Here is a 15152-nt window from a genome sequence, read left to right as displayed (position 1 = left end):
GTTAAACAAAAACGTTTGCACACACCTATTGATAAAGAACTACCCTGGACAAGCATTGCAGAAGCTGCTGAATTGCTGGTGCAGCAACAGGTAAATGGGAAAATTGTTTTAAAGATAGTATAGGGTTTGCTACCTTAGAAGTATGACAGATAAGGAAATGAAACCGATCTTTTTTGCCAAACAAGCTGATTTTAGAAAGTGGTTACAGAAAAATCATAAAAAGGAAACTGAGTTATGCGTAGGATTTTATAAGGTTGGCAGCGGAAAGCCCAGTATGTCCTGGTCTGAATCAGTTGACGTAGCTCTTTGTTTTGGCTGGATTGACGCCGTTAGAAAGTCGATAGATAAAGACAGTTATCAAATTCGTTTTACACAACGAAAATCAACGAGTATATGGAGTGCGGTCAACATTAAAAAAATAGAAGCGTTAACAAAGGCCGGACTTATGCACCCTGCCGGACTGGAGAGTTTTGAGAAAAGAAAAGAAAGTAAGTCCAGGATATATTCTCACGAAAAAGACGAAGTAGCATTACCTGAGGATTTTAAAAAGCAATTTAAAGCAAACAAAAAGGCCTGGAACTACTTTCAGGCACTCGCACCTTCCTATAGAAAATTATCAACACATTGGGTAATGAGCGCAAAGCAGGAAACGACTCAAATAAAAAGACTAAACCAATTGATCTCTGACTGTGCGGCAGAAACGAACAGGTGGAAAGACAATAAGTACAAGAAATCATATACAAAACAATGAACAAAAACAAACAGGCTTTTCAGCACGACAGGGCTGCGTTTTTGCACAGGGGTGTTGTACAGGTACAAGCTTAGTTAAAAGACCGTCTGAACTCCAGCGGAGAAAGGCTGGTTTTTGTTTTAAACAGTTTACTGAAAGATTGCGGATGTTCGAAACCCAGCGTATAAGCTATTTCACTCACGGATAGGGTAGTGGTAGATAATTTTTCCTTCGCCTTTTCGATCAGTTTATCATGGATGTGCTGCTGCGCATTCTGGCCGGTCAGTGCGCGCAGCATATCACTTAAATAACTGGGCGACAAATTCAGGTTTTCAGCAAGATACTGAACGGTCGGGATGCCCTTGCTTAAAGCCTGTTCATTGTTGAAGTAACCCGCCAATAGATCTTCCAATCTTTGCAGCAAATCGTGACTGACGACCTTACGGGTAATGAACTGGCGATTATAAAAGCGATTGGCGTAATTCAGCAACAACTCAATTTGGGCTATAACCACATCCTGGCTGAAGTCATCTATCCGGCTGTTCAGTTCCTGTTCCATGATCCTGAAAATAGACATGATGGTGGCTTTCTCATCTTCAGAAAGATGCAGGGTTTCGTTGGTTGCATAAGAAAAGAATCCGTACTGACTGATCTTTTTAGCTACGGGATAGCCTAAAAAGAAATCAGGATGGATCAGCAAGGTATACTCAGAACATACGGCTTCCTCGTTTTCACCGCCGCCACCCATGACCTGGCCGGGCGCAGCGAACAGCAAGCCTCCTTCATCGAAATCATAATAACTCTGGCCATATTTTAATTTACCGCCCAATTTGGGCTTGTAAGAAATTTTAAAAAATCCCAGTACATGATGCGGGTACGGCTGGTTTGATCCCGACCAGGAAGGCGCTTCATGGATCAGACTGATCAATGGATGCTTTGGTTGAGGCAGACCAAATGCGCGATGGGCATCGGACAGAGTCTCAAACTTGTGTACGCTATTTTCCTCTTTTTTCATGTAAGATCAAATTTAAGAATAACCGGCAACCATTTAAATTACCGGTTATGAACAGTTATTATTTAGATAAAGCCTGGGCTGAACTGGAAACGGCATCCCATTTTTCCCAAAGCGCCAATCGTTCTTCATAAGCAGCGCGTACCCATGGCAGGTTTTGACTGCCCAGGTTGAACCGCAGGGGAGGGTTTTCCTGATCTATGATCTGAAAAAGCGCTTGTGGGGTAGCATTCGGATCGCCTTTTTCCAGATCTTTTAATCTTCCGAAAAATTGCGTTTTAAGATCCGAGTATATTTCCATGCCCGGCGCAAATTTCAAAGAATGCTCACTGCCAAATTCCGTAGCGTATGCGCCCGGTTCAATAATGGTTACTTTAATTCCAAAGTCTTTAACCTCGGCAAACAGGCTTTCGTGAATAGCCTCAAATGCCCATTTTGTAGAGCAGTAGTAGCCGATTACCGGTAGGGTCACATGGCCAACATTGCTGGAAGTGCCCAGTATATGTCCGCCGCCTTGCTTCCGAAGCAACGGTAAAGCAGCCTGGATAACAGCCAGTGCGCCGAAAACGTTGGTTTCGTACATGGCTTTAACATCCTCCACACTCGCTTCCTCGATAGTGCCAACAAGTGAATAACCGGCATTGTTCAGCACAATGTCCAACCGCCCGAAATGGGCATGCGCCTGGTTTACGGCTGTTGCAGCCTGGCCAGGCCTGGTAACGTCCAATTCAAGGGTCAATACACTTTCACCATATTTTTCTTTAAGTGCGGCTAAACTGGTTACATTACGTGCCGTGGCGGCAACTTTATCGCCACGTTCGAGGGCTGCCTCTGCCCAAATGCGCCCAAAGCCACGCGAAGCTCCGGTAATGAACCAGACTTTGCTATTTTGCTGATTTTTCATGTTCCTTTTGTTTCAATTTTTGATAAGGCAAAAATCAGAAGACGCCACCTGCCGGGCGTAAGCTAATCGAGTACTTTTGTAGTCTAATTGCGGATTTTATGACTGGTTCAGAAAAGTATACAATAAGGCATTAATAAATGAGAAATGTGATTTAAGGTTAAATATATTTGGGAATGATAAAGAAATGCTCAAAATGTGAGGCCTCTTTTGCCTGTAAGAATGATGCAAGAGGATGTTGGTGTGAGAATATCAATCTGTCAACGCAGTTGTTAGCCTATTTAAAAGAAAATTATGAGAATTGTCTTTGTCCCAAATGTTTGAAGGAATTTGAAAAATTAAACAAATTGCCGGCTAATGATAAAATTTAGTGCTCAGCACCAGGAATAAAATAGTGGCGCCGCCCGTACTTTTAATATATTCCCTGATGGATCTGGTAGCTTCTACCAGTTGATTGCTAACCGTGCTTTTACTGATGTTTAGCTTTTGCGCGATCTCTTCATAACTTAATCCCTCCATGCGGTTCAGCAGATATATTTTCTTTCGTTGCGGTGGCAACTGTTCAATGGCCTGGTTAATGAGATGCATGCTTTCACGGAAGTCCAGCGCTTCTTCAACAGGATTTGAAATGGCGGCTTGTTGCACCTGAAGCCACATGTTCTCGAGTTTTCTGCTATCGCCTGCCACTTTTTTGAAATGATCGTACAGTTTATTGGCGGCCATCGTATACAGGAACGAGGCAAGGTCTTCGATGTCGGTAGCCATTTCTTTTTTTACCCATAACTTCAGGAATACCTCCTGCACTATTTCCTCTGCAACGGATTCCGATTTCGCTTTTTTGACAACAAACATCCAGATGCGCTGGCTAAACTGGTGGAAGATCTCCGTAAATGCCGCTTCATCACTTTGGGCAATCCTGGAAAGTAATTCCCTTTCCTGATATGGTAAGTTCGTTGGGGTGATCATTTAATACTTTTTTTGCCCGGCCGGAAAACTGTAATTTTTTTTTAGGATTAATAGTGTGATCTTTTTCGGCAGTCGTCAATTATATAGCAAAGTTACCGGATTATTCTTTTGGTAACTAAATGCAAGCCGTTTTATCCAAATTGATATTATGAGTGAAAGCCAATTAAAGCTGCGGTATTTACTGGATCAACTGACAAATAACGAGATCACCAGAGCCGAATTTGATGAGCTGTTCGCATTGGTGAACAGGGGTGAGTATGAAGAAGATATAAAGGCTTTGCTGTTAGATGGCCTGTCAGGTGATCCTATGCCTGAAGTAATGGAACGGGAACGTTTGAATGCGGTCCTGAACGGCATTATGATGATACGGCCCGCTGAACAGGATAGAACCGAGGCACGGGTTCGGCAAATGATCTTCTGGAAACGGTTGGCTGCGGTGGCTGCAATCGTTCTGTTGATCGGTACTGGTATATGGTTTGGTTTGATCCGTACCCCGAAAACAGACCTGGTTACAAATACCCCAAAAATTACTCTTACAAATACTAAAGATATTGAGCCCGGCGGCAATAAAGCCATTCTTACATTAGGAGATAATTCTACCATTGTGCTCGACGATGCTGCAAACGGACAGTTGGCGCAGGAGGGAAGCAGTAAGGTGAATAAGACAAGAGATGGTTTGCTTTCCTACTCACTCCCAACTGGTAGTGAGGGGCATGGGGAGGCCGCAATAACCTATAATACTTTAAGTACTCCGCGCGGCGGTCAGTATCAATTGGTATTACCCGATGGAAGTAAAGTGTGGCTGAATGCTGCGGCTTCTATCAAATTCCCTACTGCTTTTGCAGGGAATGAAAGAAAGGTGGAAATAACAGGCGAGGTGTATTTTGAAGTGGCAAAGGATCCGAAAAAGCCATTTAAAGTTACTATTCCCGGGGGAGCTGCTGTTGAAGTATTGGGCACCCACTTTAATATCAATGCTTATGATGACGAACCGGCTGAAAAGATCACTTTAATTGAAGGAAGAGTGAAGGTGGGCAGAGGGCAGAGGGCAGAGGGCAGTGAAGAATCAGTCGTGCTGGAACCTGGTGAACAGGCCATCGTATCCCAATCATCCCATTTATCCCAACCCATCCCAGTTCAGACAGAGGATGTGCTTGCCTGGAAAAACGGGTTATTTCATTTTGAAAATGTTGATATAAAAACCGTAATGCGCCAGTTAAGCAGATGGTATGATGTTGAAGTGGAATATAAAGGAGTCATAAAAACCGAACCGCTTTTTATAGAGGTGCCCCGCAATACAACTTTATTAGAGGTATTGAAAGTACTGGAAACAACTGCGGATCTGCAGCTCAGGTTAGAGGGGAAAAAAGTGACTGTTCTGTAAGTACATAAAAACCAAATATATGCTTATGCCATTTGAAAGGACATTCTTCAAAACTCATCCGCCAGGATAACGAATGAAATGAACGGTGGCGTAGAACAAGCTTACGCGATTAGAGACTCCGCCATTAGTCGGGGTACCCCATTTCACGTTTGCCCTTTTCACGTTTCACGCCGCAGGCTTAACCAAAAGAAAACCGCTCCGATGGCCGTCGAAGCGGTTGAGGTCCCGATAACATCGGGACAGTCAGGTTAAGTCAACATCGATTGTGTCTCTTATTGTTTAACCAAACAAATCAAAATTATGCATTTTACTGCATGCTGCAGCCCCTTTTTGCGTAAAATAGGGGTTGGGCGAAAACAATTGCTTGTGATGAACTTCTTATCAATCTTTCTACTGGTTGCCTGTTTGAATGTAACAGCCGGCGTGTACTCCCAAAAAGTTACACTGTCGGGCGACAACATTCCACTAAAACAGGTATTAAAAGAAATAAAAAAGCAAACAGGTTACACCTTTGCTTATCGTGGCGTGTTGCTGCAAAAAGCCGGTAAGGTTTCGGTTCATGTAACGGATGCTTCTGTCAAACAGGTGTTGGATCTCTGTTTCCAGGGCCAGCCGCTTACTTACTCCTTCTTTAATAACAACATTGTGGTTATTAAAGAAAAGGAACAGCCTGCGCCTGCACCGGCGCCTGAACCTGCACCGCCGATAAAAATTACCGGGAAGATCTATTCTGAATCAGGCACTCCGTTGGTGGGCGCTAATGTGCAGGAAAAGGGAAAAAGTTACGGCACCAGCACCAAAGAGGATGGGTCGTTTGATATTACTGTTGAAGGCCCGAAGTCTGTTCTCATAGTTTCCTATGTTGGCTTTGAAACCAGGGAGATGAGGGTAGGCGATCAAACAGACATTACCATAAAACTGGCGATGTCTCCGCTCGCAATGAACGACATGGTGATCATTGGTTATGGAACGCGTAAGAAAAGCGATCTGACCGGTGCCGTGTCCAGCATTAAATCGGCCGATATAACCAAAATAGGCGGTAGCAATGCCGCCGAAGCATTACAGGCAAAGGCGCCTGGCGTGGCCATCCTTAACCAGGGCGGTCCCGGTGCTGCTCCCAATGTATTTGTAAGAGGATTAGGTACCAACGGCGACGCAAGTCCGCTTTATGTAGTAGACGGGATGATGGTATCGAGTATCGCTTACCTGGCGCCCGGCGACATTGCCTCCATGGAAATTTTAAAAGATGCTTCTGCTACTGCTATCTACGGTTCACGCGGCGCCAACGGGGTGATCCTGGTAACAACCAAAAAAGGACGAATTGGTAAACCCGTTGTTACTTTTAACGCTTCGCAGGGTTTTCAATTCCTTACCCGCAAATATGATGTGGGCAATGGCCGCCAGTATGCCGAACTGGTAAACCTCTTTAACACCAATGCCGGCAAAGCGCCTGTATACAACAACCTCGATTCAATTGGCGCAGGCACCAACTGGAGAAAAGAAGTTGTTCAGAAAGGTATTGTACATGATTATCAAATGGGCATATCGGGCGGTTCGGAAAGTGTAAAGTATAATATCAGCGCTTCTTACCACAAGGAAGATGGTGTGATAAAATATACGAGCTTCGATCGCATAACACTACGCGCCAACAACGAATACAAGGTGAGCAAACGTTTAACTATTGGTCACAACCTGTCGCTGGCCAGTAGCCGTTATACGGGCACAGCCCAATGGAATGGCGGTCGCGGCCTCAATTCCATCTATCGTATTTCGCCGTTGTTAACAGCTCGTAAACCCGACGGCACTTTTACCCCCGGTCAGGATCCCGATATCATCAACCCGTATGCATCGTTTTATCTGAACAAAGATGTAAGATCAAAACCGTTGCAATTTGTAGGTAATGCCTACCTGAATTTTGAAATTCTTGATGGGCTTACCTTTCGCAGCAGCTATGGAACCGACTTCACCCTTGGCCGTATAGATGCTTACACGCCCGCTTTTAATATTTCAAGTCCTAACCAGATCCAGGCCAGCAACTCAATACAGAACGCATATGAAACAAGATATACCTGGCTTTGGGAGAATACCCTTGATTATAACAAAACGTTTGGCCATGATCACCAGGTAGAACTGTTGGCTGGTTATACGGCGCAGAACTATGATTACAACACGCTCGACGTAACCGGTTCCGGATTGTTGTCTACGGCTGACGATTACAGGTATGTAAACGCCCTGCCTACCACCAGTCTCAGCTGGACCAACAGCGCCAATTTGCCTTTCAGTGAATCTATTCTCTCTTACCTGTTCAGGGCTAACTATACTTTTAAGAACCGTTATTTTTTAACGGCCTCTTATCGTGCCGACGGTTCTTCAAAATTTGCCAATGGCAAGCGGTGGGGATCCTTTCCTTCTGTAGCGGCCGGCTGGCGGGTATCTGAAGAAGAATTCCTGAAAAACGTTTCCTGGATCAATAACCTGAAATTACGTGGCAGTTGGGGCCAGATAGGGAATAACAAGATCCCGAACTATCAAACCTACAGCACGCTTACACAGGATATGGTTTACTCAGGCGTATTTAACAGCGCGTTTTATAACAGCGCTACCATCACTGCCGCGGCCAACCCCGATATTACCTGGGAAGTGGCAGAGCAAACCGATCTGGGCGCTGAATTTGCCACACTCAATAACCGGTTGAAACTGGAGTTTGATTACTACAACCGGCAAACAAAAAATTTGCTGTTACAATTGCCTATCCCTGGCGGTAGCACCGGTATCTCAACACCGGCTTATACCAATGCAGGTACCGTGCGCAACACCGGCTTTGAATTTACAGCAAGCTGGGACGACAAAATAGGCGACTTTAACTATGGCGTCCGGTTTACAGGAAGCGCCAATAAGAACAGGATCCTTGACTTCCATGGCCAAACCGTATATACCGGTGACTGGATGGTGCCTTCCACGCATATCTCAACCAAAGGAATGCCTATCGGCGATTTTTATGGTTATAAAGTGGCCGGTATAGCACAAAGCCAGGCCGAGATAGATGCCTTGAACGAAAACGCCGTTAAGCAATCAGGTGTTGCCGGTAAACAATTCTGGAGCGGACTAAAACCCGGTGATCTCATATTTCAGGACCTCAATGGCGATGGCGTTATTGACGTAAAAGATAAAACAGATATAGGTTCTCCCCATGCAAAATTTATTGGCGGGCTTTCCTTAAATGCTTCCTGGAAAGGATTCGATGCCGCCATTGACCTGATGGTTAGCTATGGCGCCAAAATTTACAATGCAACCCGCAACCAGTTCCTTAGCTCAGGCCTTTCGAATATGAACGTGGAGTGGCTCGATTCATGGACGCCCACTCATACCAATACCAGCATACCCCGCTATGCAGTGAACACTTCAACCTCACAGCAAAGCGATTTTAATATTGCTGATGCAACCTATTTCAAAGCGCGTTATATTGAACTGGGATATACATTCAATAAAAGTATACTCAGCAAACTGGCAGCCAGTAAACTGCGGGTGTATCTCAGTGCTACCAATCCTTTCTATATAACCAAATACAAAGGCTTTTCACCGGAAGTGTCCAACTCGTATGGCGTGTCAACCATGGGCGACGACTTCCGTACGTACCCTGTATCAGGAACTGTAAAAGCAGGGTTGAATGTAACCTTCTAACTATTTCAAAATTTAATGAGATTGAAATGAATCATCCATGGCAAAATTTTCATTAAGACATATAAGGCAAAGAAAATTTTGCCATGGTAAGATCCATCTGGCTAAAACTCAATAAAAAAATTTCAGATGAAACGATTAGCTTATATAAATCTATTACTGGCCATTTGGGGAACAGTATCGTGCAGCAAAAGTTTTCTGGATAAAGCGCCGCAAGCCGTGCTTTCAACGGCTACCATTACCTCCGATACCTCAACGCTGGGTATGGCTGTGAACAGACTATATGGTTCACTGGCCTGGCGGGAATATACATTAGGTCGTCAGCAATGGAGTACGCATGAACTGTGCGCCGACGATTATATTCCCGGCTCCGACGCCAATATGAATTTCTTTCAGAACTACAGCTACCAGGCAGACAATGGCTATGTTCAGCAGTACTGGGACAGGACCTACCAGAACATTCACTATTGTAATGTGGTGATCGATAATGTGGGGACTGTAGCTAAATCAGCACCGGCTTCGGCATTGTTATATGAAGCGCAGGGGAAATATTTTCGCGCATATTATAATTTTGATTTAACGAATGTATTTGGCGATGCACCGCTTCGCGATCATGATCCTTCAGCTGCTGAATACAACATTGTAAAAAGCCCGCATGCCGATATTATAAAGCTGGTTATTGCCGACCTGAAATTTGCCAGCGCCAACCTGCCTACGCGGCAGCAATGGGGCACAAGCAACCTGGGACGCGTTACAAAAGGCACTGCACAGGGATTACTGGCGAAGGTTTACTTGTATGAACAGGATTATACAAACGCCAAGCTGTATGCCGATTCGGTAATTAACGGCGGCGAATACAGTTTATACCCCAACTATCGGAATTTGTTTAGTCCCGATCAGTTGTACAGTTCTGAAAACATGATGCCTGGCGGCTATATTTTCAACAGCGCCATCTGGTCGGGTCGCTGGTATAATCCCTATCTGCAATACCAGGGATTGCCGGCCTTTGCCAATGGGGTAATATATCCATCAGACAAACTCGTAAATAGCTATGAAAGTGGAGATCCCCGTTTGGCAGCTACTATTTTTACAAAGACCGATACTATTATGGGCTACAATAATAACAAGCCCGTTGCTTTTCCTGCCAATACCAGTTATGCAAACAAAAAAGTGATCTGGCCATTCACCTATTGGAATCAATCGAATTTTTCATTCCAGAATGTGAACCCGATGTTCCTGCGCTATGCTGATATTGTGTTGATCGATGCCGAGGCCAGCAATGAATTGGGCAATACGGCCGATGCCTTGAAATACCTGGAGCAGATCCGTTACCGGGCGCGGGGTAATATGACCTTTACAGCTACTGTGGCCGCAGGTATGAATGGCGGCGCGGGTATTCTTCCTCAAATAACATTCAACAGCAAAGCCCAGTTGCGTTTGGCCATTTGGCAGGAACGGCGCATTGAACTGGCGCTGGAATTTAATCGCTGGTTCGACCTGGTGCGATATAATAAGGTAGCAACTGCCGATGGCAGCAATGGAACAGGTTACACAGAAAACCTGTTGAAATATGTGTATGGCAGAACAGGGTTTAATTATGCCAGATTCAGCCATTTCCCTATTCCGGCTACATATATCACCTCCTCGAATGGAGTGTTGATCCAAAATAACAATTGGTAAATAGTGGTAAGTCCAGAAGTTCAGGACCGTACCCGGATCAGCCGGGACGGTCTTTTTTGTGCGCCTGAACGAAAGCAAAAGCGTAATAGAAGGCGTTCGCTTGCAGCAAGGATGCCTGGTAAGATCAATTAAACGAACTGCCTGAAAAAAAACTTGCGCAACCAGATAATTGCATTTATATTTGCAACCACGTAGTTGCAAATGATCCAACAATGGAAATAAGAAGAGATATTTTTCAGGCCATTGCCGACCCGACCAGGCGGGCAATCATCGCCCTGATTGCATTGCAGGCAATGACACCTAATGCCCTTGCCGAACATTTTAATACAAGCAGACAGGCTGTATCAAAACATCTTCAGATATTGACAGAGTGCGATCTGGTAAAACAGGAACAACAAGGCAGGGAAATTTACTACTCACTCGAAATTCAAAAAATGAAAGAGATTGATAAATGGTTAGACCAATTCAGAAGGCTGTGGGAAACCCAATTTAATCAACTTGACAAAGTATTAGCAACAATTAAAAAACAAAAAAAATGACAAAACATTTGCTATTCGATTTTACCGTTGATAAAGCAGCTAAAGCCGTATTCATAACCAGGGAATTTGATGCCGAACTTTCACTGGTATGGGATGCTTTTACCAAACAGGAACTTCTTGATCAATGGGTGGCGCCTGAGCCCTGGAAATCAAAAACAAAACACATGAATTTTGAAGTGGGTGGACGTAGGTTTTATGCGATGGTAAGTCCGGAAGGTCAGGAGCGTTGGTTAATTCAGAAATACACTTCCATTACCCCAAAGACCAATTTCAAAATGTTCAATGCTTTTGCAGACAAAGATGAAAACCCTGAATTGCCAGGTTCTGATTGGGATTTTAATTTTAGCGAACAGGGGGAAACTACAAAAGTGAACATTACTATTTACAACGAGTCGCTTGCACGGATGGAGAAGATGATTGAAATGGGCTTCCAAGAAGGATATACTGTATCATTACAAAGCCTGGAAGAACTGTTGGAAACTTTTAAAAAATAAAAATTATGGCACTTATGCCATACACTCAAACCAATATTCTCATTGTGGGAGCCGGTATTTCAGGGCTGGCAACTGCTGCCTGTTTGCAGCGGCAGGGCATTGAATATGTTATTATTGAAAAGCATGCCCAGGTAGCCAGCGCCTGGCATAACCACTATCACCGGTTGCACCTGCACACCAACAAACGAGTGTCACAGTTACCATATAAGAAATTCGGTAAAAACATATCACGCTATCCAAACCGGCAACAGGTAATTGATTATTTAAACGACTACCAGCAGACATTCAATATTCAGCCGGTTTTTAATACAATTGCTACGTCTATTAATAAAGAGGGCGACTATTGGATCACTCAAACCACCAATGGAATATTTCAGTCGAAATTTTTAGTAATGGCCACTGGCCCTTTCGGTAAACCTAAACCTGTTGTGTTGCAGGGAATGGAGACTTTTCCCGGGAAAATAATGCATAGCGCTGCCTATAAAACGGGTAGGGATTTTGCCGGACAAAAAGTGCTGGTAATTGGTTTTGGTAACTCTGCCTGTGAAATTGCGATTGACCTGTTTGAACAGGGCGCTACGCCTTTTATGGCTGTTCGTTCTGCCGTAAATATAGTTCCCCGTGATATCCTGGGCATGCCTGTACTGGAGTTGAGTTTATTACTGAATTTTCTACCGCCTCGTATAGCCGATCTGTTGAGTGCGCCATTGGTAAAGGCCATGATCGGTGATATAACCAGGTTAGGATTGAAAAGAAAACCTTATGGACCGTTGGAGCAGGTTCAGCGGGAAGGAAAGTCTCCTGTATTGGATATTGGCACCATCCGGCTGATCCGTAAAGGACATATCAAAATTGTAGGGGATATTGATTTTATAGAAGGGGAACAGGTCCATTTTAAAGAAGGGGCAACACAGTCCTTTGATGCCATTATTGCGTGCATTGGTTATAGCCAGGATGAAATAAAAATTATTGAAATAGACAGCAGTCGTTTCGATGATCTGCGGGTAAGCGCTGATCGCCAACAGTATTTTGGTAAGGATGGTCTCTATTTCTGTGGATACTATATCAGCCCCACCGGCCAGATCCGGGAGATCGGTGCTGATGCCAGGAAGATCGCAAAGGATATTGGGCGCAATATTTAAGATGGTCCGGACATGGCCGCAAGAAGCATTGCTTAAACTTTTCTAATGCTCTTTTCTTCAATTCAACAAAAGAAAAACAGGACGGAATAGATCCATCCTGTTCATTCAGTGTTAAAGCGGGAAAGCTCTTTTATCTTTTACCAGGTTTAATGACGTACAAGCATTTTTACCGACTGAATCTGCCTGCCATTGGAAACCTTGATGATGTAAACACCATCAGGCAATGCCTGCAGGTTGTTCAGCGGCAGCATATTCATGCCAACACCGGCTGGATATTGTTTTTTCCAAACTGACTTTCCTTTTAGATCAACCACCTGTACGGAAATGGTTGCCAGATTATCTGCGAGAAAGTAAAGCGTAGCAACATCCGCCACGGGGTTAGGCGAAATGGTCAGGCCGGTCGTCTGCAAGGAACTTTTTGCCTGCATCACCTTGCTATAAATAACATTACCGCTGATCTCTACCAGTTTAATGCGGTAATACAGCTGCGGTTCACTTACACGAGTAGCTGCATCCGCATCCGTATACTGATACAGCTTGTTATTACTGCCAGTTGATTGCAGAAGAACAGTGGCGATGGAAACAAAGTTAATTCCATCAGCACTTCTTTCTATATTATATTGCTGCACCTTATCGTTATCGGCTACGGACCAGTTCAATATGTTGTTATTATATTTACTGCTAATGGAAGCCGATAAGAAATTTGTAGCCAAAACGCTGCAGGAAATAGGGAAGAAGGGTGTTGAACTGATAGTGACAACCTGATTCAAACCTGCGGCGCCTGCCGTAGCTCCATAATTAACACCACCTGTTGTTGTACCGGCCGCACCGCCATTTGAAGTGCTGCCGGCATTCAAAGCTCCTGTACTATAAATAACGCCGCCGCCGCCACCACCACCGGGTCCGTGTGGTGAAGGGCCAGCCGCGCCGCCCGTATTGCTGGCGCCTTTGGCACCATCGGCATGCACGGTAAGGCCGGTAAGGCTGCCGCCGCCTGTTACCAGCACACTGCCACCAGCGCCTGAACCGCCGGCGCCATCATTTTGCAGGGTGGTATTGGGTGCATCACCATTGGCATTAATAGTACCCGTACCTGAAAAACTACCTATGGAAAGAATTACAATACCACCACCCGCGGTGCCACTACTGGCAAAACCATTGGCAGGTGTACCGGTACCACCATCAGTACTGCCGGCGCCGCCACCACCGCCCATTACCAGGCGTGAAGCGCTTGCCTGTGCAAAGGCCGCCGCTCCAATACCACCACAGGGCCGGTTAGTGCTCCAGCTATTACCACCACCACCGCCTGTACCACCATTGCTGCCACCGCCACCACCGGAGTTGTTACTGTTATTGTTAGGTGAGCCGTCTGTTCCACCACCGCCGGCATTGCCGGGGGAGCCCCGGTCGAAGCTGCCATTAGGGTAGCCTTCCTGGGCAGTTCCATTATCCAGCAACGTGCCGTTGTTGTTAATATACCTTGGGGTACCGGCAATTCCTTCCCCTTTGGAGGCGCAGGCATTGACTGTTGAAGACGCTGCATAATCTGTATAAGTACCACCACCGCCTGTACCACCAAATCGTTTGCCACCACCACCACGGAAACCTGCGCCCGTTGCATTGATCTGGTGGCCATTCATGTTAAGGATGTCTGTACAAGCCAATACCAATACCCCGCCAGTTGATCCGTTCCAGTCAGGGACTGTTATATCTGTACTGAGCGATATGTCATAATATAATGGTACCCTGATCACCTGGTAACTGTATTGACCATCCGTTCCGAAGGCTGAGTTTTTATAACTTTTAGTAAGGGCGGACTTAAGATTTAATGTTCCGCCGGTTACAGGTACGGCATTATTGGCTACAACATATTCCATATTGCCAGCCAATAATTGCGTAGTCAGGTAACCACGGCCTGTGGCAGTATTGGAACCATAAGCTGTTCCGTTGCCGGAATTAATTTGTGCGCCCTGCATTTGGATGATCAATAAAATATCCGAAGCACTGATAGGAGTGGAGCCATAACCAGCCGCACCTAAAACAATAGAGGTACTTCCCGCATTAGCAGTAGCCTGTGCCGCCGCGAAATATGTATTTCCTGTAGCAGAAAAATTACCTGAGTTAATAGTAGTAGTAATAGTAACGGGACAGGTTTGAGCATGCGTCTGTAAATAGAAAATGCTCAGCATGGTTATTAGTAGCCATCCATTCGCGTTAGGGTTTTTCATGATAGATGAGTTTACGGGTATGCGGATTATATAAATAATTACCAGCAAAAGTAGTAGCTTGTTTTTACAGATACAACAGTTTGAAGATATGCGCTGGTGTGTTTATGTTATATAATTGCGTATATAAACTCGATCCGGCTATGAAAATTTACGACTCCAATTAGTTGGATATAAAATATAATCAGTTTATACTATCATGCTTTATAATGTTTGCTGAAGCTCGTTCGGTTAATCAGGTATGTTGGTTTTACGTAGGTGTAATGACAGTACTTTTTGTAGATAATTTCAAAAAAAATTTAAAACTGTTCATAGGCCCTTTCCTTATATGCTATATATAAAATCAATACCATACAAAATCCAAGTATTACTATTTCCCCATTGTGTTGAAATATATACCT

12 protein-coding genes are annotated in these 15152 nt (G+C 44.6%); 8 read left to right on the top strand and 4 right to left on the bottom strand.

Annotated features, from left to right (window positions below):
- Positions 1 to 142: 142 nt before the first annotated feature.
- Positions 143 to 751, top strand: coding sequence for a YdeI/OmpD-associated family protein (locus tag ACJ751_RS10890; protein ID WP_407745521.1), 609 nt, complete (start codon positions 143 to 145; stop codon positions 749 to 751).
- Between the two features lie 70 nt (positions 752 to 821).
- Here the strand turns inward: ACJ751_RS10890 and ACJ751_RS10885 are convergent, their stop codons facing one another.
- Positions 822 to 1745, bottom strand: a complete 924-nt coding sequence (locus ACJ751_RS10885; RefSeq protein WP_407745520.1) for a helix-turn-helix domain-containing protein — start codon at positions 1743 to 1745, stop codon at positions 822 to 824.
- A gap of 58 nt (positions 1746 to 1803) precedes the next feature.
- A complete protein-coding gene (locus ACJ751_RS10880) occupies positions 1804 to 2646 on the bottom strand; it encodes an SDR family NAD(P)-dependent oxidoreductase (protein ID WP_407745519.1) in 843 nt (280 codons plus the stop codon).
- A gap of 173 nt (positions 2647 to 2819) precedes the next feature.
- On the opposite strand from ACJ751_RS10880, the gene ACJ751_RS10875 reads away from it, so the two are divergent.
- Complete coding sequence (locus ACJ751_RS10875) at positions 2820 to 3014, top strand: cysteine-rich CWC family protein (RefSeq protein ID WP_407745518.1); 195 nt, start codon at positions 2820 to 2822, stop codon at positions 3012 to 3014.
- Here the strand turns inward: ACJ751_RS10875 and ACJ751_RS10870 are convergent.
- Positions 2998 to 3609 (bottom strand): RNA polymerase sigma factor, encoded by a 612-nt coding sequence (locus ACJ751_RS10870; RefSeq protein ID WP_407745517.1) that lies wholly within the window; start codon positions 3607 to 3609, stop codon positions 2998 to 3000. The genes ACJ751_RS10875 and ACJ751_RS10870 overlap by 17 nt on opposite strands.
- Positions 3610 to 3757: 148 nt before the next feature.
- Between ACJ751_RS10870 and ACJ751_RS10865 the strand changes: the two genes are divergently transcribed.
- The 6 genes from ACJ751_RS10865 (at position 3758) to ACJ751_RS10840 (ending at position 12526) form a co-directional block, all read left to right on the top strand.
- Positions 3758 to 4993 carry a FecR family protein gene (locus tag ACJ751_RS10865; RefSeq protein WP_407745516.1) on the top strand — a complete coding sequence of 412 codons (1236 nt, stop codon included), beginning with the start codon at positions 3758 to 3760 and terminating at the stop codon, positions 4991 to 4993.
- A gap of 369 nt (positions 4994 to 5362) precedes the next feature.
- Positions 5363 to 8674, top strand: a complete 3312-nt coding sequence (locus ACJ751_RS10860) for a TonB-dependent receptor (RefSeq protein WP_407745515.1) — start codon at positions 5363 to 5365, stop codon at positions 8672 to 8674.
- Positions 8675 to 8800: 126 nt separating this feature from the next.
- Complete coding sequence (locus ACJ751_RS10855; RefSeq protein ID WP_407745514.1) at positions 8801 to 10351, top strand: RagB/SusD family nutrient uptake outer membrane protein; 1551 nt, start codon at positions 8801 to 8803, stop codon at positions 10349 to 10351.
- A gap of 212 nt (positions 10352 to 10563) precedes the next feature.
- Positions 10564 to 10890 carry an ArsR/SmtB family transcription factor gene (locus tag ACJ751_RS10850; protein WP_407745513.1) on the top strand — a complete coding sequence of 109 codons (327 nt, stop codon included), beginning with the start codon at positions 10564 to 10566 and terminating at the stop codon, positions 10888 to 10890.
- Positions 10887 to 11384, top strand: a complete 498-nt coding sequence (locus tag ACJ751_RS10845; RefSeq protein WP_407745512.1) for an SRPBCC domain-containing protein — start codon at positions 10887 to 10889, stop codon at positions 11382 to 11384. Before ACJ751_RS10850 ends, ACJ751_RS10845 begins: the two co-directional genes overlap by 4 nt.
- Positions 11385 to 11398: 14 nt before the next feature.
- On the top strand, positions 11399 to 12526 hold the full coding sequence (locus tag ACJ751_RS10840) for a flavin-containing monooxygenase (protein WP_407745511.1): 1128 nt from the start codon (positions 11399 to 11401) through the stop codon (positions 12524 to 12526).
- A 146-nt stretch (positions 12527 to 12672) separates the two neighbouring features.
- Here ACJ751_RS10840 and ACJ751_RS10835 read toward each other — a convergent pair whose 3' ends face one another.
- Positions 12673 to 14754: a T9SS type A sorting domain-containing protein gene (locus ACJ751_RS10835; protein WP_407745510.1), complete on the bottom strand. Its 2082-nt coding sequence runs from the start codon at positions 14752 to 14754 to the stop codon at positions 12673 to 12675.
- Positions 14755 to 15152: the final 398 nt, after the last annotated feature.

This window comes from Niastella sp., from assembly GCF_045805085.1.
Classification (GTDB): Bacteria; Bacteroidota; Bacteroidia; order Chitinophagales; family Chitinophagaceae; genus Niastella.
Note: the sequence above shows the minus strand (reverse complement) of the source record. Positions and strands in the feature narration are given on the sequence as shown.

Excerpts from the sequence above, each read along its gene's own strand:
- ACJ751_RS10870 (WP_407745517.1), bottom strand. The coding sequence starts at position 3,609 with ATGATCACCCCAACGAACTTACCATATCAGGAAAGGGAATTACTTTCC.
- ACJ751_RS10880 (WP_407745519.1), bottom strand. The coding sequence starts at position 2,646 with ATGAAAAATCAGCAAAATAGCAAAGTCTGGTTCATTACCGGAGCTTCG.
- ACJ751_RS10845 (WP_407745512.1), top strand. The coding sequence starts at position 10,887 with ATGACAAAACATTTGCTATTCGATTTTACCGTTGATAAAGCAGCTAAA.
- ACJ751_RS10890 (WP_407745521.1), top strand. The coding sequence starts at position 143 with ATGACAGATAAGGAAATGAAACCGATCTTTTTTGCCAAACAAGCTGAT.
- ACJ751_RS10860 (WP_407745515.1), top strand. The coding sequence starts at position 5,363 with ATGAACTTCTTATCAATCTTTCTACTGGTTGCCTGTTTGAATGTAACA.
- ACJ751_RS10855 (WP_407745514.1), top strand. The coding sequence starts at position 8,801 with ATGAAACGATTAGCTTATATAAATCTATTACTGGCCATTTGGGGAACA.
- ACJ751_RS10850 (WP_407745513.1), top strand. The coding sequence starts at position 10,564 with ATGGAAATAAGAAGAGATATTTTTCAGGCCATTGCCGACCCGACCAGG.
- ACJ751_RS10865 (WP_407745516.1), top strand. The coding sequence starts at position 3,758 with ATGAGTGAAAGCCAATTAAAGCTGCGGTATTTACTGGATCAACTGACA.
- ACJ751_RS10885 (WP_407745520.1), bottom strand. The coding sequence starts at position 1,745 with ATGAAAAAAGAGGAAAATAGCGTACACAAGTTTGAGACTCTGTCCGAT.
- ACJ751_RS10840 (WP_407745511.1), top strand. The coding sequence starts at position 11,399 with ATGCCATACACTCAAACCAATATTCTCATTGTGGGAGCCGGTATTTCA.
- ACJ751_RS10875 (WP_407745518.1), top strand. The coding sequence starts at position 2,820 with ATGATAAAGAAATGCTCAAAATGTGAGGCCTCTTTTGCCTGTAAGAAT.
- ACJ751_RS10835 (WP_407745510.1), bottom strand. The coding sequence starts at position 14,754 with ATGAAAAACCCTAACGCGAATGGATGGCTACTAATAACCATGCTGAGC.